The sequence below is a fragment of the Salibacterium salarium genome, from assembly GCF_030813635.1.
Classification (GTDB): Bacteria; Bacillota; Bacilli; order Bacillales; family Marinococcaceae; genus Salibacterium; species Salibacterium salarium.
In genome coordinates this window covers 338,116-359,944 of record NZ_JAUSUM010000003.1, presented here as the reverse complement: position 1 = coordinate 359,944, position 21,829 = coordinate 338,116, and the positions used below count along the sequence as shown (strand labels likewise).

At 38.0% G+C, this 21,829-nt stretch carries 22 protein-coding genes; 14 read left to right on the top strand and 8 right to left on the bottom strand.

Annotation, left to right across the window (positions count from 1 at the left end; translation table 11 throughout):
* The first annotated feature begins 6 nt into the window (after positions 1-6).
* Positions 7-195 carry a hypothetical protein gene (locus J2S78_RS13365; RefSeq protein ID WP_306899325.1) on the top strand — a complete coding sequence of 63 codons (189 nt, stop codon included), beginning with the start codon at positions 7-9 and terminating at the stop codon, positions 193-195.
* A gap of 322 nt (positions 196-517) precedes the next feature.
* Here the strand turns inward: J2S78_RS13365 and J2S78_RS13360 are convergent, their stop codons facing one another.
* Together J2S78_RS13360 and J2S78_RS17155 are read right to left on the bottom strand one after the other, a co-directional pair.
* On the bottom strand, positions 518-1,759 hold the full coding sequence (locus tag J2S78_RS13360) for a SulP family inorganic anion transporter (RefSeq protein WP_306899324.1): 1,242 nt from the start codon (positions 1,757-1,759) through the stop codon (positions 518-520).
* A 69-nt stretch (positions 1,760-1,828) separates the two neighbouring features.
* Positions 1,829-2,071 carry a YczF family membrane protein gene (locus J2S78_RS17155; RefSeq protein ID WP_503167828.1) on the bottom strand — a complete coding sequence of 81 codons (243 nt, stop codon included), beginning with the start codon at positions 2,069-2,071 and terminating at the stop codon, positions 1,829-1,831.
* 112 nt (positions 2,072-2,183) lie between these two features.
* On the opposite strand from J2S78_RS17155, the gene J2S78_RS13355 reads away from it, so the two are divergent.
* From J2S78_RS13355 to J2S78_RS13345, 3 genes are read left to right on the top strand one after another with little or no spacing between them, the layout of a single operon-like run.
* Positions 2,184-3,785 carry a spore germination protein gene (locus tag J2S78_RS13355; RefSeq protein ID WP_306899322.1) on the top strand — a complete coding sequence of 534 codons (1,602 nt, stop codon included), beginning with the start codon at positions 2,184-2,186 and terminating at the stop codon, positions 3,783-3,785.
* A 1-nt stretch (position 3,786) separates the two neighbouring features.
* Entirely contained in the window at positions 3,787-5,007 is a 1,221-nt protein-coding gene (locus J2S78_RS13350; protein ID WP_306899321.1) for a Ger(x)C family spore germination protein, read from the top strand.
* A gap of 27 nt (positions 5,008-5,034) precedes the next feature.
* Positions 5,035-6,147 (top strand): GerAB/ArcD/ProY family transporter, encoded by a 1,113-nt coding sequence (locus J2S78_RS13345; protein ID WP_306899320.1) that lies wholly within the window; start codon positions 5,035-5,037, stop codon positions 6,145-6,147.
* Positions 6,148-6,206: 59 nt separating this feature from the next.
* On the opposite strand, the gene J2S78_RS13340 is transcribed toward J2S78_RS13345, so the two are convergent.
* The 3 genes from J2S78_RS13340 to J2S78_RS13330 form a co-directional block, all read right to left on the bottom strand.
* Complete coding sequence (locus tag J2S78_RS13340) at positions 6,207-7,226, bottom strand: DUF3231 family protein (RefSeq protein ID WP_306899319.1); 1,020 nt, start codon at positions 7,224-7,226, stop codon at positions 6,207-6,209.
* Between the two features lie 70 nt (positions 7,227-7,296).
* Positions 7,297-7,782, bottom strand: coding sequence for a hypothetical protein (locus J2S78_RS13335; RefSeq protein WP_306899318.1), 486 nt, complete (start codon positions 7,780-7,782; stop codon positions 7,297-7,299).
* Between the two features lie 73 nt (positions 7,783-7,855).
* Positions 7,856-8,866, bottom strand: a complete 1,011-nt coding sequence (locus tag J2S78_RS13330; RefSeq protein ID WP_306899317.1) for a DUF3231 family protein — start codon at positions 8,864-8,866, stop codon at positions 7,856-7,858.
* Between the two features lie 158 nt (positions 8,867-9,024).
* Here J2S78_RS13330 and J2S78_RS13325 point away from each other — a divergent pair, with 158 nt between their 5' ends.
* From J2S78_RS13325 to J2S78_RS13305, 5 genes are all read left to right on the top strand, one after another.
* Positions 9,025-9,867, top strand: a complete 843-nt coding sequence (locus tag J2S78_RS13325; protein WP_306899316.1) for an alpha/beta hydrolase family protein — start codon at positions 9,025-9,027, stop codon at positions 9,865-9,867.
* 146 nt (positions 9,868-10,013) lie between these two features.
* Entirely contained in the window at positions 10,014-10,721 is a 708-nt protein-coding gene (locus J2S78_RS13320) for a response regulator transcription factor (RefSeq protein WP_306899314.1), read from the top strand.
* Entirely contained in the window at positions 10,718-11,719 is a 1,002-nt protein-coding gene (locus tag J2S78_RS13315; protein ID WP_306899313.1) for a sensor histidine kinase, read from the top strand. Before J2S78_RS13320 ends, J2S78_RS13315 begins: the two co-directional genes overlap by 4 nt.
* An 86-nt stretch (positions 11,720-11,805) precedes the next feature.
* On the top strand, positions 11,806-12,570 hold the full coding sequence (locus J2S78_RS13310; protein WP_306899311.1) for an ABC transporter ATP-binding protein: 765 nt from the start codon (positions 11,806-11,808) through the stop codon (positions 12,568-12,570).
* A complete protein-coding gene (locus J2S78_RS13305; RefSeq protein ID WP_306899310.1) occupies positions 12,545-14,425 on the top strand; it encodes an ABC transporter permease in 1,881 nt (626 codons plus the stop codon). The genes J2S78_RS13310 and J2S78_RS13305 overlap by 26 nt, the downstream gene beginning before the upstream one ends.
* A 121-nt stretch (positions 14,426-14,546) precedes the next feature.
* Here J2S78_RS13305 and J2S78_RS13300 read toward each other — a convergent pair whose 3' ends face one another.
* Positions 14,547-14,687, bottom strand: a complete 141-nt coding sequence (locus tag J2S78_RS13300) for a hypothetical protein (protein ID WP_306899308.1) — start codon at positions 14,685-14,687, stop codon at positions 14,547-14,549.
* Positions 14,688-15,042: 355 nt separating this feature from the next.
* On the opposite strand from J2S78_RS13300, the gene bcbE reads away from it, so the two are divergent.
* The 4 genes from bcbE to J2S78_RS13280 are packed head-to-tail and all read left to right on the top strand — an operon-like array spanning position 15,043 to position 20,008.
* The gene (gene bcbE / locus J2S78_RS13295) at positions 15,043-16,281 is read left to right on the top strand and encodes a bacillibactin exporter BcbE (protein WP_306899307.1); all 1,239 of its coding nucleotides are present in this window, start codon (positions 15,043-15,045) and stop codon (positions 16,279-16,281) included.
* A gap of 37 nt (positions 16,282-16,318) precedes the next feature.
* Positions 16,319-17,824, top strand: a complete 1,506-nt coding sequence (locus J2S78_RS13290) for a spore germination protein (RefSeq protein WP_306899306.1) — start codon at positions 16,319-16,321, stop codon at positions 17,822-17,824.
* Complete coding sequence (locus J2S78_RS13285; protein WP_306899304.1) at positions 17,817-18,905, top strand: GerAB/ArcD/ProY family transporter; 1,089 nt, start codon at positions 17,817-17,819, stop codon at positions 18,903-18,905. Before J2S78_RS13290 ends, J2S78_RS13285 begins: the two co-directional genes overlap by 8 nt.
* Positions 18,902-20,008, top strand: coding sequence for a Ger(x)C family spore germination protein (locus J2S78_RS13280; RefSeq protein ID WP_306899302.1), 1,107 nt, complete (start codon positions 18,902-18,904; stop codon positions 20,006-20,008). Before J2S78_RS13285 ends, J2S78_RS13280 begins: the two co-directional genes overlap by 4 nt.
* 14 nt (positions 20,009-20,022) lie before the next feature.
* On the opposite strand, the gene J2S78_RS13275 is transcribed toward J2S78_RS13280, so the two are convergent.
* Complete coding sequence (locus J2S78_RS13275) at positions 20,023-20,949, bottom strand: SDR family oxidoreductase (RefSeq protein WP_306899300.1); 927 nt, start codon at positions 20,947-20,949, stop codon at positions 20,023-20,025.
* A gap of 141 nt (positions 20,950-21,090) precedes the next feature.
* Between J2S78_RS13275 and J2S78_RS13270 the strand changes: the two genes are divergently transcribed.
* Positions 21,091-21,273, top strand: a complete 183-nt coding sequence (locus tag J2S78_RS13270) for a hypothetical protein (RefSeq protein ID WP_306899298.1) — start codon at positions 21,091-21,093, stop codon at positions 21,271-21,273.
* 48 nt (positions 21,274-21,321) lie between these two features.
* Here the strand turns inward: J2S78_RS13270 and J2S78_RS13265 are convergent, their stop codons facing one another.
* Positions 21,322-21,684 carry a hypothetical protein gene (locus tag J2S78_RS13265; RefSeq protein ID WP_306899296.1) on the bottom strand — a complete coding sequence of 121 codons (363 nt, stop codon included), beginning with the start codon at positions 21,682-21,684 and terminating at the stop codon, positions 21,322-21,324.
* Between the last annotated feature and the right edge of the window lie 145 nt (positions 21,685-21,829).

Sequence of the window (21,829 nt, the reverse complement as noted above, 5' to 3'; positions counted from 1 at the left end):
TGAACGTTGACTTTTGAAGAATTTACATTTGTACTACTCCTATGCGCGATTGCAGGAATTTATATTTTTGTACAACTAATAAAATTTGCTGCAAGAGAGCTCGGGAGGACACTAGAGAACACAACTATTAATATTAACATAGAGAATAAAAATAGCTTTGACACAGACAAAGATAAAATTGACAAAGGTGAATGAATGTAAAAAAACCAGCATACGCGTTATGCTGGTTTTTTATATTTTCTCACATTCCAATAATTGTTACATCTTCATGAATGATAGTAGTGATACATAAAACAACAAAAGCCCTTCCTGCTCTTTCGTCCTTGCGGCTCCGATGACCGCTCCAGCGTGAATTGGTCTAAAACCATATTCATTTTCATTGATGTTCATTCATAGGGTTTGGGATAGTTCCAGCATGTAGGAAATGAATGATGATATGAGGATAATACATTGTGGAAAATAGATAAGAGGGTTACTAACCTTTACAAGTATAATAGCGTTATACTAGAAAGTCAAGTTATTTATTATCCCGATGGATTTCTGATTGATGTAATTTTTTCATTAATCCCCCTAATACAGAGATTCCTGTTCCTATGAAGAAACCTGTTTTCAATCCAAAAAGTAAAGAGCTTATGAACGTTATGGTGACAATCAGATCCGTTATAATGACAGTCCAACGAATGAGCTTATAGGCAGCGAAAATAATAATAATGGCCAGTACAGCATGAGGCAAATAAGCGAGCGGTGTCGTGAAAAAAAGCAGTAATAGGAAGACAAAGCATGCCGTGAAAACGGAAGAAATAATTGTTTTGGCGTTAGCATCTTTGTTAACAGCGGATCGTGAAAAAGCACCAGCTACTGGTACAGCTTGTACGAAACTTCCGCTGAAGTTAGCAAGACCCAAGGCAAACAGTTCTTGATTAGGATCTATATGTGTTCCTTTCTCCATTTGAGTAGCCATCGTGTAAGACTCTAGGAAACTAATCAAAGCGATAAAAAGAGCGAGGGGGAAAAGAGTTTTCCACTCATTTATAAATAGTTCAGGAATGTCCCAAGTCGGTAATCCAGCTTGTATCGTTCCTACCTTTTGAATCCCGATTTCTTCTAGTTGAAATAAATAAACGAAACATCCACTTATCACAACAATGACAAGCGCAGGGGACGGAACTCCTTTCACTCGAAGAAGAATGTAAAATAGAAATAAAGCAGAGCTGAATAAAAGAACCGGAAGTTGCACCATACTTAGTTGATGCAAAAAATCCATCAGAGCTGGAACAAATGGCATTTCTTTTTGAAAAGATATACCAAATAGCGGTTCTAGTTGATTTAAAATAATGGTTAAAGCAAGTGCGTTCATAAAACCCCTTAAGACGGAAGATGGAACGAACTGAAGTAGGATACCAAACCGCAGGACGGAAAATAATATCTGTAACATTCCTACCATTAAAGATAATGACGCAACAACAGACAGATAAATGCCAGCATTAGGGGAGGCTATCGAAGCCAGGCCTGTAAATACCATAATGGAAATCACAGCTACCGGTCCTACCGATAGAAGCGGGGATGATCCAACTAAACTGTAAACAAGCATTGGCAAAATGGACGCATAAAGACCATGAACTGCAGGAACGCCAGCTAACATAGCATAAGCAATGGCTTGAGGCACCAATAGAAATGCAACCATTAAGCCTGCATAACTATCTTGTTTCATCGTTATTAAGTTATATCCTTTAAGTTGTGATTGTATAGGAAACTCCATGGTTCTCCTCCATATGTGAGGGGGTTATTCTACATACGTATGAAAAAGAACAGGGAGTATGAGACAAGTTTAGTTTTTTTGATGTCTCTTTTTCCTTTTTTTTATAAACAAAAAAATGGTTTCTACAAAAAACATTAGAATAAAAAAAGTTAAAATGAATAGTTCAATTAACTCCATTACTTGGAATGGATTAAACACATTTCTCAACGCTGTGTTCATGTTATCCCCCATGCCCATATCTAACCCGAAGGATAAACAAGCTAAAAGTCCAAACATAAGAAGAGTTATCCCTAATGTTTTCACTTCTGTCATCTCCCATTTTTCATTTGTTCATTATTATTAGTTATTTAAAAAAACCTATGTATAAATGAAGATTCTTTGCAAAAAACTAACAATAATATACAAAAGAAAGCACTGATATATTATGTCCTTTAGATTGCGAAAATTTTTCAGGCCAAATCAAAAAGCAGCAGAGAAATCAGGCCATACCACCGAGCCATTAAATTCTTCGCTTCAGAAAAATTTGGATGCACTCAACAACAGAACGGGTTACAGCTCAGATATTATTATTCGAAAGTTAGAAATCGAAGATAATAAAAAGACGAAGGTAGCAATTATTTTTGTCGAAGGTATTGTTGACAGTCGTTCCATTAATGATTTTCTAGTTCACTCTCTTGTCAGTGACGGTGATCTACAGGACAAACAAGCGGATCAAAGCGTGTTAGATACCATTGCTGACAAAGTAGTTTCTGTGGGAATAGTAAACAGAATACACGATTGGAAAAAATTATATGAGTCACTAATGTCAGGACATACCATTATTCTTGTTGACGGTATGGAACAAGGGTTGGCGACTAGCACAAAGGGAGGGGAAAAGCGATCAATCGAAGAACCTCCTACTGAAATATCGATTCGTGGTCCGCGTGAAGGATTTACAGAAAATATTCGCACAAATACTGCATTAGTACGTCGTCGAATCAAAAATCCGGATGTAAGAGTAAAATCCATGACTATCGGTCAAGTGACAAATACAAATGTTGAAATTATGTACATCGAAGGGATCGCAAATAAAAAAATTATACAAGAAGTATGTGACCGATTAGAGCGAATTGATATTGATAGTATTTTGGAATCCGGGTATATCGAAGAATTGATTGAAGATGAACCCGTATCGCCTTTTCCGACGATTCATTTTACAGAACGACCTGATGTGGTATCAGGAAATATTCTGGAAGGAAGAGTTGCCATATTCGTTAATGGCACCCCCTTCGTTTTACACGCCCCTTCTTTATTTGTTCAGTTTTTTCAATCGGTAGATGATTACTACAGCAGAGCGTATATCGGATCTAGTCTACGTTTTTTAAGAATTATGGTTTTTTTAATTTCCTTGTATGCTCCAGCTACTTATGTGGCTGCGACAACATTCCATCAAGAAATGATTCCCACGCAGCTATTAATTGTATTATCTGCTCAAAGGGAAGCCGTTCCGTTTCCAGCGGTTGTTGAAGCATTTATTATGGAAATAACGTTTGAAATTTTACGAGAAGCAGGGATAAGGATGCCAAAAGCCGTTGGGCAAACGGTTTCTATCGTTGGCGCGCTTGTTATCGGCCAAGCAGCTGTTCAAGCTGGTATTGTGTCGCCGGCGATGGTTATTATTGTTGCGATTACTGCAATCGCAAGCTTCACTACTCCTTCCTATTCAATGGCGATTGCTGCTCGCTTAATCCGATTTTTTTTGATGGTTCTGGCAGCTTCTTTCGGATTTTATGGGTTGATCCTTTCATTCATCGTCATTATTGTCCATTTGTGCAGTTTGCGGTCTTTTGGTATTCCTTACATGTCACCGCTTGCTCCATTTATTCCAGCAGATTTTGGAGACTCTATTATTCGTTTACCGTGGTGGAGGGATAAAAAAAGACCTAAATTAATTGGCACTAATAATACGGTTCGTGTAGGGGGAAATCAGGAACCAGGTCCTCCGGATAGTAGAGACATGAAGAAAAAAACGAGAAAAGGTGACTGAGATGAAGGCTAACAGGCTGTGTACCCTTGTCGTATTTATAAGTACAGCCTTTCTGTCTGGTTGTTGGAGTAATCAGGAGCTCCCCGATCTTGCCCTTGTATCGGCTATCGGGATCGACAAGACAGAAGATGGTCAATATATGAATACCGTTCAAGTGATCAACCCTGGAAATGTAGCAGGCGAAAGCAGACAAGGAACGGGAGGGACAGAGAGTCCGCCTGTATCTACTTATATGGAGAAAGGTAACAATATGGTGCAAATACAGCGACAAGTCTCTAAAAAAGTGTCACGTCGACTATATTATGCGCATACAAACTTGCTTGTTATAGGTGAAAAACTTGTGAGAGAAGAGGGATTGAAAAATATTTTTGATGCTTTGGAGCGGGATAATGAATTTCGAACGAACGCAACCGTAGTCATTGCACAAGAATCCACAGCGTCGGAATTAGTTAAAACACTGACTCCTATTGATCAAGTTCCGGCGGAGAAGATTGTTAATACATTGAAAGTTACTGAGAGAATGTGGGGAGAAAATTTAAATGTAGCAATCAGGGATGTATTGCCGGATTTAGTGTCATCAGGAAAAGAGCCGGTTATTAGTTGCTTTAGCATGTACGGAGATGCCGCAACAGGGGAAACGCTTGAAAGTATCCAGGAAACGAAACCGAAAGCTCGTATGATGGCTTCGGGTCTGGGGGTATTTAAGGATGGCAAGTTGGTTGATATTGTTCAAGGAGATATGTCAAAAGGTGTTATATGGGCATTGGATGAAATAAAATCGACGCTTGTGTCCGTGGATTGGAAAGAGAAACAAGAAGCGGTTGTTTATGAAGTGATTCGACAAAAAACAGATGTTGGAGCAGAAGTTAATAAAGATGGAAAAGGGAAAATTACGATAGATATTTCAGTAGAAGGAGATATTGGTGAGACCGCAGTGCCGATAAGTCTTAAAAATCCAAGTATTTTATATGATGTAGAAGATAAAGTAGAGAAAAAAATTAAAGATAATATTCAGTCTTCCGTAAAAAAGGCTCAAGACTTACAAACAGATATTTTTGGATTTGGTGATGCGATTCATCAATCCAATCCAAAAGTGTGGAAAGAATGGGAAAAAGAATGGGATGACGTTTATTTTCCTGAACTCGAGATAAACGTTACCGTGGATGCTTTTATACGTCGAACGGGATTAAGAAACGAACCATTTTTATCAAGTATAGATTAACGAAAGAATAAAAGGGTGTGACGATGGGTGGAGAAGGCGAAAATAAACGCAAGCCAATTGTTTGTTTTAATCTTTCTATTTGAGCTTGGCAGTGCTCTGTTGGTTTCCTTAGGCTTAAGTGCTAAACAAGATGCTTGGATTGCTATATTGTTAGGAATGGTTGCTGGCATGGTTTTATTTTTCGTCTATCTCAGTCTCTACAATTATTACCCGGATATTCTGCCGACAGAGTATATGCAGAAAATCGTTGGGAGATTCTTCGGGAAATTTCTTGCTTGTCTCTATATTGTTTATTTTATGTATATTGCTGCCAGAGTACTTCGGGACTTTGGGGAATTGCTTGTAACTTTTGCGTATAATGAGACGCCGCTGTTTATTATAAACGCAGTGTTATTTTTAGCTATAGTATACACAGTCCGTAAGGGCATCGAAGTGATGGCAAGGACTGGAGAGATTCTTTTTGTTGTTCTGTATTTTTTGGCTATTGTTGGGTTCATATTAGTTGTAGTCTCGGGTTTAATTGAAATTAATAACTTAAAGCCGGTTCTAGAAGAAGGTATGGGAACGGTATTGAAAACGGTGATTACAGAAACATGGTACGTACCGTTCGGGGAAATTATTGTCTTTACCATGATTTTTCCGTATGTGAATAAGCCAAGAAAAATAAAAGTTGCATGCTTGTCAGCCCTTGCATTAAGTGGCATTAACATTACGATTACGACAGCTATCAGTATTTCTGTTTTAGGAGTGGATCTTGTCTCACGTTCACAGTTTCCTCTCCTTAACACGATACAAGCAATTCAAGTGGCGGAATTTCTCGAACGCTTAGATGTGTTTTTTATGGTAGGTTTAATCATGGCAGGGTTTTTTAAAATTAGTATTTATTTTTATGCAGCTGTTACTGGTTTGTCTAATGTATTTAACACGAAAGAAACATCAAAGTTAGTTTACCCCCTTGGGTTTGTTGTGTTGTTTTCATCTATGACTATCGCCAGTAGTTATTCTGAACATATCCGTGAAGGACTCCAATTTGTACCGTTGTACATGCATTTACCTTTTCAAGTTATAATCCCCAGTTTATTATTGTTGATTGCGTTTATAAAAAATAGAAAGAAAAAGAAAGGGGTCCATCAAAAATAAATTTTGTGGAACCCTTTCTTTAATCAAACCTATAACGGACACGCATTTTTCATCCTGTACTAATATTTATCTTTTTTTCTGACTAAATGCTCTTTATCTTTCGTTCCTGGTGGTTGTTCGAGCCAGTGATGCTTAATCATAATGTCGGCGCCGCTTTTTGCGAATTGAGCACTTTCTAAGGATAGTCTTTCATAATTAAGCGTTAAGTCGTTTCGTTGGCTGGCGGCAGCTGCTGTGGCATAATTACCTAAACCAGCAGTGCTTAAAAGCGTCATGTGATACATCATTAATTTATCAGAAAATGTGGGAGTGGTTGAGTCACTTACACTGAGATCAGGTAATCGTGTGGTTGGAACATCCCCTTCCTGCAAGGTGGAAGTGAAGATTTGAATGTGTTTATTGGAAATATCTTTTCCCCGTACCATATAATCTTGAATTTCTTTGGACGGAGAGGTTTGTGCAAAACTGAGGCAAAGTTTGACCCCGACGGAATTTGTTAAAATATTAGAATACAAATGAGATATCTCCACAGCATTTAATGGTCGGTCTTTGCTGAAGGGGTTCAATCCACTATAATACTTCTTACTATCGACGTAATCAGCTTCTTTCGGTACGTCTATATAAGGGTGTGTAGGGTGTATTCCTTTCGATAAAGCAATATCGGTTGTTTGGTTATAAAGCGTTGATGCTTCTGTTAGTGCTTGTGTATAAAAGTCTCTTATGTCTTTTCTTTTACTCATTGTAATAAATCCACCGTATTTAATCATTCCTACTTTTGACATGTGATTAACATAGCTTAAACAAAATAAATCTGAAAAGAGCCAAGGAGCTTCCATGTTCACATCCTCAGCTGAAAAGGCATGAGGAAAAGCGAATTGTTCTTGTTTAAATGTACTTGTGAGCTGGTCTAAGTGATAGCTAGATATATCGTAAGCATATTGGACAGCTGGTTTGATGTCTGTGTCTTGCAAATGTTTCAGCATAAATTCGAGTACGCACATAGACATACTGTCATCGTTAAATGACGTCCATAAGCAACCAATTTCTGCTGATGTTAAAGGTATTTTCTGTTCGCTCAATTTATTCACTCCTACATAACTTTATTCCATATCAAAAGCTGGGCACATGGGAAGGTCAGTATGTTATATATCAAGTATCCTTATAACTTTTTTTTAAAACCAACCATCGAATAATTGTGCCGACTATTAATCCAATAGGTAAAAACATCATCGGGAGCCAAACGGGTCCTATTAAGTATCCAAATATTGAAATGCGTGAAGAAAAAATTAATCCGACTGTTACAAAATAGGCTGAAAAAGCAAGGGGTAAGTAGGCATAAGCCTTTTCCCCTCCCCCTGCTTCTCTATAAGCATCCCAAATAGCGAAAAAATATAAACAAGGGTAGAACATGAGCCATTGGTAGTCGGTCTGTTCAATAGCCTCTTGAATTCTACCGTTGAAACTTAGTACAATAATATGATTAAAATTGCCGAGTACATTAATTAAAATTTCTAAAACAATTAATAATATACCCTTCACGTACTTCCCGATAATTAAATGAGCGAATCCGGGAAGGGCGATGCTCCATAGCAGCATTTCTAATTTATTACTTTTTTTGTTAATATTAGTTTGCATGTTAACGACCTATTCCGCTAAGTTTTTTGATTGCTCTTACGTGATTGTCATTGTTTCTATAGCACAATTTCTTTTACTTATTTCTTACTAACTCATCACGGTTGACCATACGAGGTGGTTCTTCTAACCATTCATTGTCAATCATCAAGGTAGCTCCGTCTTCAGAATACAATGCAATTTCTGCGGTGAGCCGAGTGTAGTGGACCGATAAGTCTCTTCTAATATTTGTAGAAATGCTTAGTCCATAGAATCCAATTCCAAGGGTGGTCATCCCGGTCACGTGATACATTATTAATTTATCGGAAAACGGGGAAACATTGGCAGAATCGGTTACCATAGAGTCTGATCCCATAGGTGTTGGGACATGATTTTCTTCTAAAATAGAACGAAATATATTCACATGCTTTTTGGCTATTTCAATACCTCTTATGATATAATTTTTTACCTCTTTTGATTTTACAACTTGACTGAATCCAGTTAACATTGCGATTCCTAGACTGTTTCGTTCTAAATTAGAGAATAAATAAGCAATTTCTTGGGTCATCAAAGGTCTGCGTTTGCCAAACCAACCGGTGAGAAAATTTCTCTTTTTCACAAAGTCCACTTCGTTTGGTGTTGGAACCGTAGGAGGTCGAAGATACAATCCTTTTTCAAGTGAAACAGAGGCAGCTTTTTGGTGGAGATGATTGTACTTTTGAAACCCTTCAGAAAAAAATGTATATATGTCGTGACGGATAGACAAGTTGATTGCAGCTGAAAAGGAAAACATTCCAGCCATGCCAAGCTGCAAAATATGTTGTAAAAAATAGTTGTCTGAGTATAACCGCGGAGCATTTGTGTTAAGATCTTGATCGTTGAAGCCAATCGGAACCGGTTTGTTTTCTTTTGTGAACATGTGAGTTAATGTTTCTGCGTGAGTTGTTGTTAATGTCAGAGCTTCTTGCAGGACAGATTCTATGTCTGGATCTTCCACTTTTGCCAGAAAGTATTTAACTATTGTAGAGGTTATGCTGGCGTTCATATAGGCGTTCCACAACTGAGCGTGCTCCGCTGACGTTATGTTTGTGTTTTTATCTAATTCCATGAAATACTTGTCTCCTCCGTAAACGCTTGCTTTTGAGATTAGTTTGTCGGAATTTTATAGTCTTATACACAAAAAATATAACAGTAAAGTGTGATAAGATATCAAAAAAGACTATGGAGCATAGAAGTGGCAATGAAACATAGAAGGAGGGGATCAATGTGTTATACGAAAGTATCGAAAATAACTCCTTTACAATTTCATTAGGAGATGATTTGTACCTTAGAGGGGAAGTTCATGCACCTAAAGAACGTGCAAATAAACCGGTTATTTTGGTCTGTCATGGGTTTAAAGGGCATAAAGATTGGAATTTTTTCCCTTATGTTGCAGAAGAATTAGCAAATAACGGGTATTACGCTATTCGCTTTAATTTTTCATGCAATGGTGTAAAAGACAATGATTTTGATGAGTTAGACAAATTTGCAGTTAACACGTACTCCAGAGAGTTGGAAGATATTGCAGTTCTTATGGGGCAAATGAGAGAGCAAAAGCTTCCTTACTCTGATCAGTTTGATATGGAACGTATTGGGATGATTGGTCACAGCCGCGGTGGTGCAACTAGTATTATTTTTGCTTCAGAACGCTCTGAAATAAAAAGTGTGGTTTGTTGGAATGGTGTTTCCGATGTTGATTTCTTAAATGAAGATCTCAAACAAGATATTCGGAAAAACGGTGTAGGATATATTGTAAATAAGCGGACGAATCAAAATATGCCCTTAAAATCGAACATCTTAGAAGATATCGAAAATAATCAAGAAAGATTTAATATCTTGTCTATATTAGAGTCAATACATGTACCGGTTCTTCTCGTACAAGGAGATGCAGATGGAGAATGGCTGAAAGAAGGAGCGGAAAAGATGAATGACGCCTCCGCGAAGCCTTCTCTTGTGAGAATTGAAGATGGAACCCACACCTTCAACGCAGCTCACCCATTAAATGAAGTGCCGGTACAGCTCGAACAGGCATTGCATGAAACCATATATTTCTTCAATCAAAATATATAAATATTTACATCCATTATCAATAAAAAAGCCAGTGTCCTGCATAATGAGGGCACTGGCTTTTTCAAATGTACGATATAATATAGAAAAATCCGTTTTGTGGAGAAATACATTCCATGCCATAATAAAACAATCAGGGAGGGGAACATATGCACCAAATAATGATTGTGGAAGATGATCCTAAAATAGCAGAGTTATTGAAATCTTACATAAGTAAATATGGGTATGAAGTCACCAATGTTCAGCATTTTGACAAGGTTATGGAAGCTTTTCATGAGCATAACCCGGACCTTGTTCTGCTGGATATTAATTTACCATCTTATGATGGATTTTACTGGTGTCGGCAAATACGAACGGAATCGATCTGTCCAGTTTTATTCATTTCAGCAAGAACGGGGGAGATGGATCAAGTGATGGCACTTGAAAATGGTGGGGATGATTACATAACAAAACCGTTTTATTCTGAAGTTGTGTTGGCTAAAATTCGCAGTCATCTGCGTAGAGCTTACGGTGAATACGCCTCGGGCAACGATGAAAGAGTACTTCATAAAGAGGGGTTGCGACTATATCCGGAAAGACTAGAGTTAGCTTTCGGAGACAAAATGGTATCCATCACGAAAAAAGAGTCAAATGTTATAGAAAGCTTGCTGGACCGTCATCCTCGTGTGGCGGGAAGGGAAGTTTTGTTGGAAAAACTATGGGATGACCATGCTTACGTCGATGAGAACACATTGAATGTTAATATCACACGTGTGCGCAAAAAACTACTCGAATTAAACATTAAGGATGCAGTGGAAACAGTGCGGGGAGCAGGATATCGCTTGAATGTAACGTGGGTAAGGGAGAATGAAAAATGAAGTTATTTCTAAGAGAACATGTGTTATTAATGGTTATGCAACTAGTGCAATTCGCCTTAATGTTATCTGTGTTTTGGATGGATGGATACCAAAATATCCGTCCCGTTCTTTATTCCGTATTCCTGGGATTCTTTATACTGGGCGCTTATCTTTGTTATCACTACATTAGCAGGCGGCAGTATTACGATAGATTAAGCAGTCCTCTCGAAACGTTGGATGACTCCTTTCAAAAGGCGGAACAAACCCCCATGTCAGAATCACTAAATCAATTGCTAAAAGAACAATACCGCCATTACCATCAAAAATTAAAAACAGCAGAACAGCAGCAACAAGAGTATCAAATGTTTATGGAACAATGGGTTCACCAAATGAAAACCCCTTTATCTGTCATCGAGTTAATAGCGCATGATTTGGATGAACCGGAATCCTCGGACATTTATGCAGAAACGGATCGAATGAAAACAGGGTTGAACACGGTACTTTATATGGCAAGGTTACGAACGTTGGAGCAGGACTTTCACATAAAACCAGTTCAAGTAACGGACATCGTCCATGAAGTGAACAGAGAAAATAAACGGTATTTTATTCGAAATAAAGTGTATCCGAAATTACAAGAGTATGAGGAAGACATAATGGTTGAAACAGATGAGAAATGGTTGTTTTTTATCATATCTCAATTTATCCATAACGCTGTGAAATACTCGGCCGGAAAAGCAGACTATATCTATCTTTCTTTATACATAAGGGATGAAAAAGCAGTACTGGAAGTGAAAGACTATGGTGTTGGCATATCTAAGACAGATGTACGGCGTGTCTTTGATCCGTTTTTCACAGGAGAAAATGGACGGATGTTCAGAGAATCAACTGGGATGGGACTTTACATAACTAATGAAGTAGCCCAATATCTTGGACATATTATAGAGCTCGATTCAGAAGAAGGATCAGGTACGGCGGTCCGAATCATTTTCTCAGAAACGCAAAACCTTACATCATTGTAAGGAAAATGAAAGAAGATTCGATAGGTCTTATATGATGTAAACGATAAACTAATCACAGATCTAAAGAAAAGAAAGGAGATCTAGTGATGCTTGAGGTGAAACAGGCTAGTAAAATTTATGAAGGTAAAGTGGCACATAGAGCTTTGTCGGATATTAATTTATCGCTCGACAAAGGAGAATTTGTCGGAATAATGGGCCCCTCGGGAAGCGGGAAAACGACGTTATTAAACATGATAGCAACGATAGATGCTCCGACCACTGGGAATGTCTTCATAGACGGAAAGAATCCGCACCATTTAAAAAAGAATGAGTTGGCAAAATTCCGCAGGCGGGAACTTGGGTTTGTTTTTCAAGATTTTAATTTAATGCACACGTTAACGGTAGAAGAAAATATGGTATTGCCATTAACCTTAGATGGGAAAAAGGTTCGGGAGATGAAAGATAAAGCAACAGTAATGGCTGAGAAGCTAGGTATTTCAAGTATTATGAATAGTCGGACGCATGAAATATCTGGAGGCCAGGCCCAACGCGCAGCTGTGGCGAGAGCTATGATACACTCCCCGAAGCTGTTGCTTGCCGATGAACCGACTGGAAACCTGGACTCAGCTTCTTCTAAAGCAGTTATGGAATTGTTAGAATCGTTAAACCGTGTAGATGAAACGACGATGATGCTTGTTACTCATGATCCGCAGGCGGCAAGTTATTGTCAACGAGTGGTGTTTATTCAAGATGGGAAATTCTACTCGGAAATAAACAGAGGAGATAATCGGCAGACTTTTTTTCAGCGTATTATTGATACACTCTCTTTAATGGGAGGGGACGGCCATGACTTTTCGTCAATTCGCGGTTAATAATGTTCTCCGTAATATAAGATTGTATGCTGCCTATTTTTTAAGCAGCACGTTTACAGTCATGGTGTTTTTCACCTTCTCCGTATTTATGTTCCATCCAGCTTTAAACGGAACAGACATGAATCAAAACGTAGCAAAAGGTATGATGACCGCAGCTATAATTATTTATGTGTTTTCCTTTTTCTTTGTACTTTATTCCATGGGTTCCTTTCTTCAATCTCGAAAAAAGGAATTCGGGTTACTAATGATGCAGGGTATGTCTACAGGACAAATTCGAACGATGGTGTTTCTAGAAAACATGTTCATTGGATTTTTTGCAACTCTTGGAGGAATTACGGTCGGATTAGTGTTTACTAAGTTCATTTTGTTGATTGCAGAAAACATTCTTATTATTAGTACAGCATTGAACTTTTACATTCCATGGAAAGCTATGATGCTAACGTTCGGATCATTTATCGTTCTGTTTTTTATCATATCGATTTCGGTGTCGATTGTGTTGCGAAGTAAAAAACTTATTCACCTGATTCAAGGAAATAAAAGGTCTAAAGGAGACCCGAAAACATCACGTCTGTTGACAGTTATCGCAGCTGTACTACTTGCAGGCGGGTATGTAACTGCACTGGTTACTAGACAGATGCAAGTGGTCATTGCAATGGTTCCGGTGGTAACGATAGTGGTTATAGGTACGTATTTGTTATTTACGCAATTAAGTGTATATGTCATTCGCAAGTTGAAAAACAGGAAAACTCTTTTCTGGCGAAAAACCAATATGATTTTGTTTTCAGATTTATCATTTCGGATGAAAGATAATGCGAGAACTTTTTTTCTGGTAGCCATAATTTCAACGGTTGCATTTTGTTCCATCGGGGCTTTATATGGTTTTCAGTCTGTCCTTACAAGCATGGCGCAAGGGAATCAATCCCTCCCGTTTTCTTACACAGCCTATGAAGATAACGAAGATGAGCGAGAAGATATAGAAACGATTTCACAAACCTTATCTGAACACGATTTAAATGCCACACAAGAAGAGATATCTCTTCGTTATTATGATGTGTTGGATAGTGAGGATACTTCTATGGTTATTAGTCAATCTGATTATAATCGTTTCGCTGCTATTACAGGGGAAGATTCAATCTCGGTAGGGGATAATGGAGTAATCATTTCTCACTTTGAGGCAAATATAAATCTAGGCGATCAAAAAGAGAAGGAATTAAAAGAGCTTGTTACTATAGACTCGGAGGTATCTGTACATCCTGAGCAAAATATCACCTCGCGAGCATTGCCGGAGGTTGATCCATATTTTATTGTATCGGATGAACAGTTTGAGCGGTTGTCTGAACCCGAAGTTGCGGAAACGTACTACGGATGGCAAACAAAAGATGATAAACAAGCAAAAATTGAGGCTGGGAAGGAGCTTTGGGAAGAGGTCGGACCAAGTTTGATAGCTGCAACGGATTATGAAATGTTCCAACTTAATAAAGGATATGGGCCGGTCTTGTTTGTTGGCTTGTTTATTGGAATTGTCTTTTTTGTAGCAGCGGGAAGCTTTTTGTATTTCAGGTTGTATAGTGATCTGGACGATGATAAAGAAAAATTCCAAGCCATTGCAAAATTAGGTCTATCGGAGAAAGAATTGAAAAAAGTTTTGACAAGACAGGTTGCCATTCTCTTTTTCACACCGATGGCCGTGGCTTTGCTTCATGGTGCTGTTGCGCTCACTGCGTTATCGCATCTATTTATGTACAATCTTTTCATCGAAGCTGTTACGGTTCTAGGGATTTTCTTTGTGATACAAGTCATCTACTTTTTTATCGTCCGCTTTTTCTATATAAAACAAATAAAATCAGGAATATAACAAAAACAGCTTCGTGAGGTTAACTATCCTAACCCGTGAAGCTGTTTTTTCATAATTTAGAGAGCATAGCGTTTAAAAAGCAATATCTGTCTAAAGTTACGGTGAGGCTAGAAAGGAAACATCAATCTTCATTTGAGCTTTCACTATAGATTACCCTGTCGTCATGTGTACCTGTTTGTTCTGAGGATATATTTATCGCTGTAATGACAAGAAGAACAACAATTACTAAGAAACTGATAAAAATTTTTGGTGCGGTTCTCACTATCCATCGCTCCTTTTCGTTTTTGCTGACTTAAGTGTAAAAAAGAGCTATTACATCGTCGATCGATTTCACTTACAGTAATCTTACAAAAATGTAAGTCCGAACCTATAGTATCATTTACAGCGGCATTTGTAAGCAAGGAAATGTAATTCACGATGTAAACCGTAAAGCATAAATGGAACCAATGGATAAGTGAAAGACAATGGCTGAAGCAGCAATCAGTCATTTCTTTCATGTTCTTATTATGAGCGTATATAAAAATCATTTCAGGAATTTCTACCTTGTCCTAAGGATAATTAACGAAGGGAGGGCACATACTACACCCACATATGTAGTGAACTTTTGGAGGATACAGATGGAACAGACGAAGAGATGGGACTTGTTAGCATTAGCATCTATTCCTTTAATGATGACACTTGGAAATTCGATGTTAATTCCTGTGTTGCCGTTAATAGAAAAAGAAATCAATATTACACCGTTTCAATCAAGTTTAATTATATCGATTTATTCATTTATTGCTATAGTACTTATTCCAATTTCAGGATACATTTCGGATAAAATCGGAAGAAAAAAAGTAATCATCCCCAGCCTCCTAATTGTGGCAGTAGGTGGAGCGATATCAGCTATTGCGGCTTGGCAGATGGAAACGCCATATGTGGTTATCATGATTGGACGTTTTTTACAGGGGATTGGAGCGGCGGGTGCCTTTCCCGTAGTATTACCGACGGTAGGAGACATGTTTAAAGAAGAAGAACAGGTCAGCCAGGGTCTCGGAATTATTGAAACGGCGAACACTCTGGGAAAAGTATTGAGTCCAATAGTAGGAGCGTTACTTGCGGTCGTTCTTTGGTACATGCCTTTTATTGCAATACCCATTTTATCAATTTTGTCTGTCTTATTGGTTTTTTTTCTAGTGAAAGTACCTAAAACAAAGGAACAGGACGAGCAGGCTAACAAGAATAACACATCGTTTCGCAGCTTTTTGAAAGGCCTGAAAGAAACATTCCAACAAAACGGGCGCTGGCTTTTTGCGACTTTTTTTATCGGGTGTATTTTGATGTTGATTTTATTCGGATTCCTGTTTCATTTTTCAGCATTATTAGAAGAAAAGTATCAAATAGACGGTTATGTTAAAGGGTTAATACTAGCGATTCCGTTGTTGTTTTTGTGCGGTGCTTCCTTTTCAAGCGGAAAGATTATTGGAAAAGAAAAAGGGCGGATGAAATGGTTTATTTTAATTGGTAATGCAATAGCAGCGGTTTCGTTATTTTTTGTGAATACCGAATTCGGATTATTTATGTTCACCTTCCTTTTAACCATAGCTGGTATTGGCATTGGCTTATCACTCCCGTGTCTGGATGCATTAATAACAGAAGGAATAGCAAAAGAAGAGCGTGGATCTATTACATCTTTCTACAGTAGCATGCGTTTTGTAGGAGTAGCTTTCGGACCACCAATTATCGCACTAATGATGAAACATGCGCCTGGCTTTATTTACTTTAGTCTTGGAGGAATTGCTATCATTGCCGCTTTACTCACCTTTTTTGCCATAAAACCGTCAGATGATGAAGAAAAGAAAGAATACGTAACATAATATAACAAATTCAGAAAGGTAAAAGGTTGAGATTGTTATGAAGAGGACAAATAGGATTTCTCGTTATTTTCACGTACCAATAAAGAAGTTAGAACGTTCATCTATGGAAGATACAAATGATTCTTTACTTTTAAATACAATAAATACGTTCTCCGATTGTGATGATCTTACGCGGTATAGCTTAAAGAACAAACAGCTGCAATTTCTTTATTTTAAAAGTCTTATTGACAAGAAAACATATGAACAAGAAGTATTGTATCCTTTCGAAGCTCTAAAGGATGATAACAAAACGGTCAGCGCTTATTTAGAAAATGAACAATTTGAGAACGTGCGTACAAGTGAAGACATTACGGAAAGAATTTTGAATGGTTATATAGCTATATTTCTGAATCAGAGCGAAGCTTATGTCATTAATGCATTTGGTCCAAAAACGAGGTCTATTGAGGAATCGGAGACAGAAACAACGATAGTAGGAAGCCATGAATCATTTATTGAATCTTTAGCTATGAATCTTTCACTGGTAAGAAGAAGGGTGCGGTCTCCAAAATTAAAGGTTGTCTATGTATCTGTAGGAGAAATCTCGCGGAACACCGTAGCCCTTCTTTATATAGAAGGATTAGTTGATATGGAATTGCTGGATCAAGTAAAACAAAAAATTAATGATGTGGAAGTGGATATCGCAGTTGATACTCCGGTATTTGTCCAAATGATTGATGATTTTCCTTATTCTTTTATGCCTCAATATATTACGACAGAAAGGCCTGATGTTGTAGTCAGCAACTTGGCTAACGGAAAAATAGCTGGAATCATGGATAATAGCCCGACAGCTTTTCTTGCTCCTACGAACTTTTTTGATTTTTTTCACTCCCCAGATGATCGTAACCAACGGTGGGCAGTAGGTTCTGCAACAAGGGTATTGAGAATGCTTGCTTTTTTTATAACGTTAACCTTCACTGCATTTTATGTGGCAGTTACGACGTTTCATTATGAAATGATTCCCGAAGCTTTACTTATGTCATTGGCTGAGTCACGAAACAATGTCCCTTTTTCCCCATTATTTGAAGCATTAATCATGGAGGTAACGATTGAATTACTAAGGGAAGCAGGAGCAAGACTCCCTACTAAAATCGGGCAGACCATTGGTATTGTTGGAGGTATTGTAATTGGGCAGTCAGCTGTTCAGGCAGGTTTAGTGAGCAATACGTTAATTATCGTAGTTGCAATATCTGCGATTGCGTCCTTTGTCATGCCAAGTTATATGATAAGTGCAGCACTACGGATTGCGAGGTTTGGATTAATTTTGCTTTCTGGTTTATTAGGGAATTATGGTTTGTTGATTGGCATTATCCTTTTATTGGCTCACTTGAGTACCTTAAGCAATTTATCGACGCCGTATTTCAACCCAGCTTCTCCCTTCCATCCGAAAGAATTAATTAATGCGGTATTAAGAGTTCCTTATGGAAAGAATAGCAGACGACCTACACAAACGCGTACGCAAAACAAAGAGGACGTCAAATCACTGGGGACGGGTGAATATGAATAATGGATTAGGTGCGATTCATCCTATTCAACTGTTTTTCTTAACGTATATGATGCAAACATCTGTTGCTATTTTTATCTTACCGCGTAGCATATCGGAGGCTTTTGGCACGAATAGCTGGATAATGCTGATTGTTCTTTCAGGAATCGTTATGGTGAACATTTTTTTGTTTCAATTGGTATATAAAAAAGGGGATGGTATGTCTGTATTTGAAATAATGAATGTCACCCTTCCTCGAATGATAACGTTCCCTATCTACATTGTGTTTGCTGTCAGTTGGTCTATTTCAGCTTCGCTCATACTAAAAGAATATATTTATATCATTCAACTTGTCGCTTTTCCGACAACATCTTTCATTTATTTATTGAGTGTACTGATTATTGTGGTGCTATTTTTTATGCAGTATCCTATTTATAAAATGATACGCGCCGCAGGAGTATTATTTGGTTTAGCCTCTGTTACGATCATCTTGACTGTTTTTATCTGGCCTGATTTTTCTATTGATAGGTTAACACCATTTATCTTTAAAGGGACGAATGTCTCCTTTGACTGGTTGACAATAATTGATCAATACCGTCCATTTCTCGGGTTTGAACTATGTCTGTTTTTGTTTCCTTATGTAACCAAAGACTCACATTTGTTTCGATCATTTTATCTAGGAAATGCTTTCACTACGTTTATTTATGTTTACACCGTTGTATTGTGTCTTGGCTTTTACAGTTTTGATCAACTGCAACATATCATATATCCTACCTTACATTTTTTCAGCTTTATTGAATTTCCTTTCTTAATTAGGATAGAAAACCTTGTTTACAGCATCTTTTTAGTAAAAGCATTGGTTACGGCTGTCTTTTATTATTGGATTAGTAAACAAGCCATTCAACAAATAATAAAGAGAGAAAGTAAATTTTGGCTCCCGTTATGTATTATTGCTTTTTCTGTTTTTATTACCTACCCTTTTACGACAAAGCAAGAATTAGAATTATCTTTGCGCTTTGCTGGAAGGTTTCATAGTGTGTTGATATTCATTTTGCCCCTGTTACTGCTCCTGTTGCTGTATATACAAAAGAAGGTGAGAAAATGAAAAAGGGATTGTCGTTTGTATTTATGCTTTTGTTAGTTGGTTGTAATGACAAGTACATTATTGAAGAAGTTGGATTTTTACATTCGCTTGGATTAGATGTAGAAAAAGGTTCGGATATGGATGAATATCTCGTGACGGGTGTTATTCCTCAAATTGCTCCCGATGCTAAAAATAATCGAGAACTTCTTACTTCCGTATCGAGCAGTGATAAAGAAGCGTTGTTAGATCTCGCTCGTCAGTCTAATCGGGATGTGGCCAATGGGCAGCTCAGAAATGTTTTATTTGGAAAAGAACTGGCTGAGGAAGGAATTCAAGAAAATATTAGAACCATGAACCGTGATCCGAAATTTGGAACGAGGGTGCAAGTAGTGGTAGTAAACGGGCAGGCAAATGATTTATTAAGTCAGCCTTACACGCAGCATCCAGAAGCTAGTCAGTATATTGATGCACTACTTGAAAAAGAAGCCCGCTTGAATAATATACCGGAAACGAGAATGCATCAATTTACACGTGACTTATATGATGACGGGATTGATCCGGTGACTCCGATATTGAGAAGGGGGGAAGATACAGTAGTGTTGGATGGAATTGCTTTATTTGATAATGCTAAATATGTAGAAAAAATTGATCCAAAGAGTTCTCGGATTTTCTTTTTCTTATTAGGGAACTATAGTTCTGGATCGTTGCATTTGGAATTAGGAAAAGGCGAAGATGATAAAACGATTCAATTATTATTTGACTCCATCCAAAATACTCGAGAAATGACAATCACAAATGTTGACGAAACAGAAAAAATGAAAATAGATATTCAGGTATCTATTAAAGGTTCACTGGTAGAATATAATGGACCATTAGATATAACAAAGCAAAAAGACCTTCGAACACTGGAAACGGAATTAGAGAATAGGGTAGAAAACAGAGCTCGTCATTTGTTATCTGTGCTGCAGGCACAAGGGGTAGATAGCATTGGTGTTGGGAAAAGAGTGCGTAATAGTTTATCCTATGAGGATTGGGAGAGTTTGAATTGGAAAGAGACCTTTCAAAATATCGAAATTAACCCCCATGTGGAAGCTGAAATAATAAATATTGGCATATTCAGTTAGAGGAGTGTCGTTTGCTAAGACGATGTCCATTGTCCGCCGTTGATATGAAAAGTCTGCCCCGTCACAAAACGGGAGTCGTCGGAGGCAAGGTAAACATACGTTGGAGCTAGTTCAAATGGCTGTCCTTGTCTTTCCATTGGATTCCCTGACAGTGTGACTTCGTCTGCTGAAAAGCTTGCTGGAATAAGTGGTGTCCAAATGCGGCCAGGCGCAACAGCGTTCACCCGAATCCCCTTATCCACCAAATTATTAGCCAATGCTCTTGTGAACCCTACATTGGCACCTTTCGTTGCTGTATAATCAATTAGCTGCTTGTTGCCATCGTACGCCACAACAGAGGAAGTGTTAATAATCGAACTGCCTGCTTCTAAATAAGGAAGGGCAGCACGTGTTGTGTAAAAGTGAGAATATATGTTTACTTTAAATGTGTCATCAAACTGTTCATCGCTAATATCAAGCAGACTTAACTGTTGAAATTGAATACCAACATGATTACAAAGAATATCGAGCTGTCCTAATACTTGAACGGTTTCTTCTACAATTTTAATGCATTGCTGTTTTTCTCTTACATCACCAGGTAGTATAAGACAACGTTGACCTAATTCTTCAATCCTATTTTTGGTACGCTCTGCATCTTCGTGTTCATCTAAATAGGAAATCGCGACATTGGCTCCCTCTTTTGCAAAAGCAATAGCAACAGCAGCACCAATTCCGCTATCACCTCCTGTAATGAGAGCAACTTTGCCCGATAATTTCTCACTGCCTTTAACATTTGAATTTTCAATAATTGGTGGGGGGACCATTAACTGTTCTACACCTGGCTGCCGCAATTGCCGTTGTTCTGGTACGGTAATCGGTACATCTGTGTATTGCGTGACCTTTCCGTAGTTAGGATACATAGGGTACTTTTGATTCGCTGTTTTCTTTTTATCAGACGACATAAAGGAACCTCCCGATAATTGTTTTCCATTACCGTATGTCTTTTGGGCAGATGTCGTGCGAAATATTATCTGCAAGAAGAGGACGTGCTCACTGTATGGAAATGCTGAATAAGGTGAAGGGAAAGGTAGGAGGATTTGTTTATGTCGTATGATTATTATGGTACACTCCGTCCGGAAGTACAGTTACTATTAGTCAACCATTCAAATAAACGAGTTGAGTTGTTATATGATGATAACCGTGACACGTTTAAGCTGCCAAAAATAGGACCACGACCGCCGTATTACTGTTATCCACGGTATGAGCCATATTATCCCGTAATATAAAAAAGAAAAAGGACAGCCGGTGAACTGTCCTTTTTACGAAAGATTTTGTTATCCATCTTGTCTAGCCTGCAGCATGTCAATGGCTGAATCCAAATAAAACAAATAAGATGTTTCTTCTTCTGGTTCCACATTTTCTGGGATGAGGCGTAGAAGCCGTTCAAAATTATCAATAGTAATGTAAGTCTCGACTTGTTGTCGGGAAAGGACGCTGTCTACCCAGTCGGTATAATCGAGGAAAAAGTTTATATCATCCATATCATACGTTGTTTGAAGATGCTCTAAATGCAGAAAATTAAATTCGATTGCTTTTTCATAGCCGGTTTCTTCAAATTGATCCCATAGATCAGGGTGAGCGGTATATATTTCTTCTACGACTTCGCGTACTATAAGTTCTTTTGCTCTATCATTCATTGTGAATATCTCCTTTTTGAACCGTACCGTAATCCTGCTCATTTTAACATATGAACAGAAACCAGTGACAACAGATTACAGATTTGCTCCCATGGCCCAATATTTTTCACATACAGGTGGGTTCTTCATGAAATGGATTTATTGT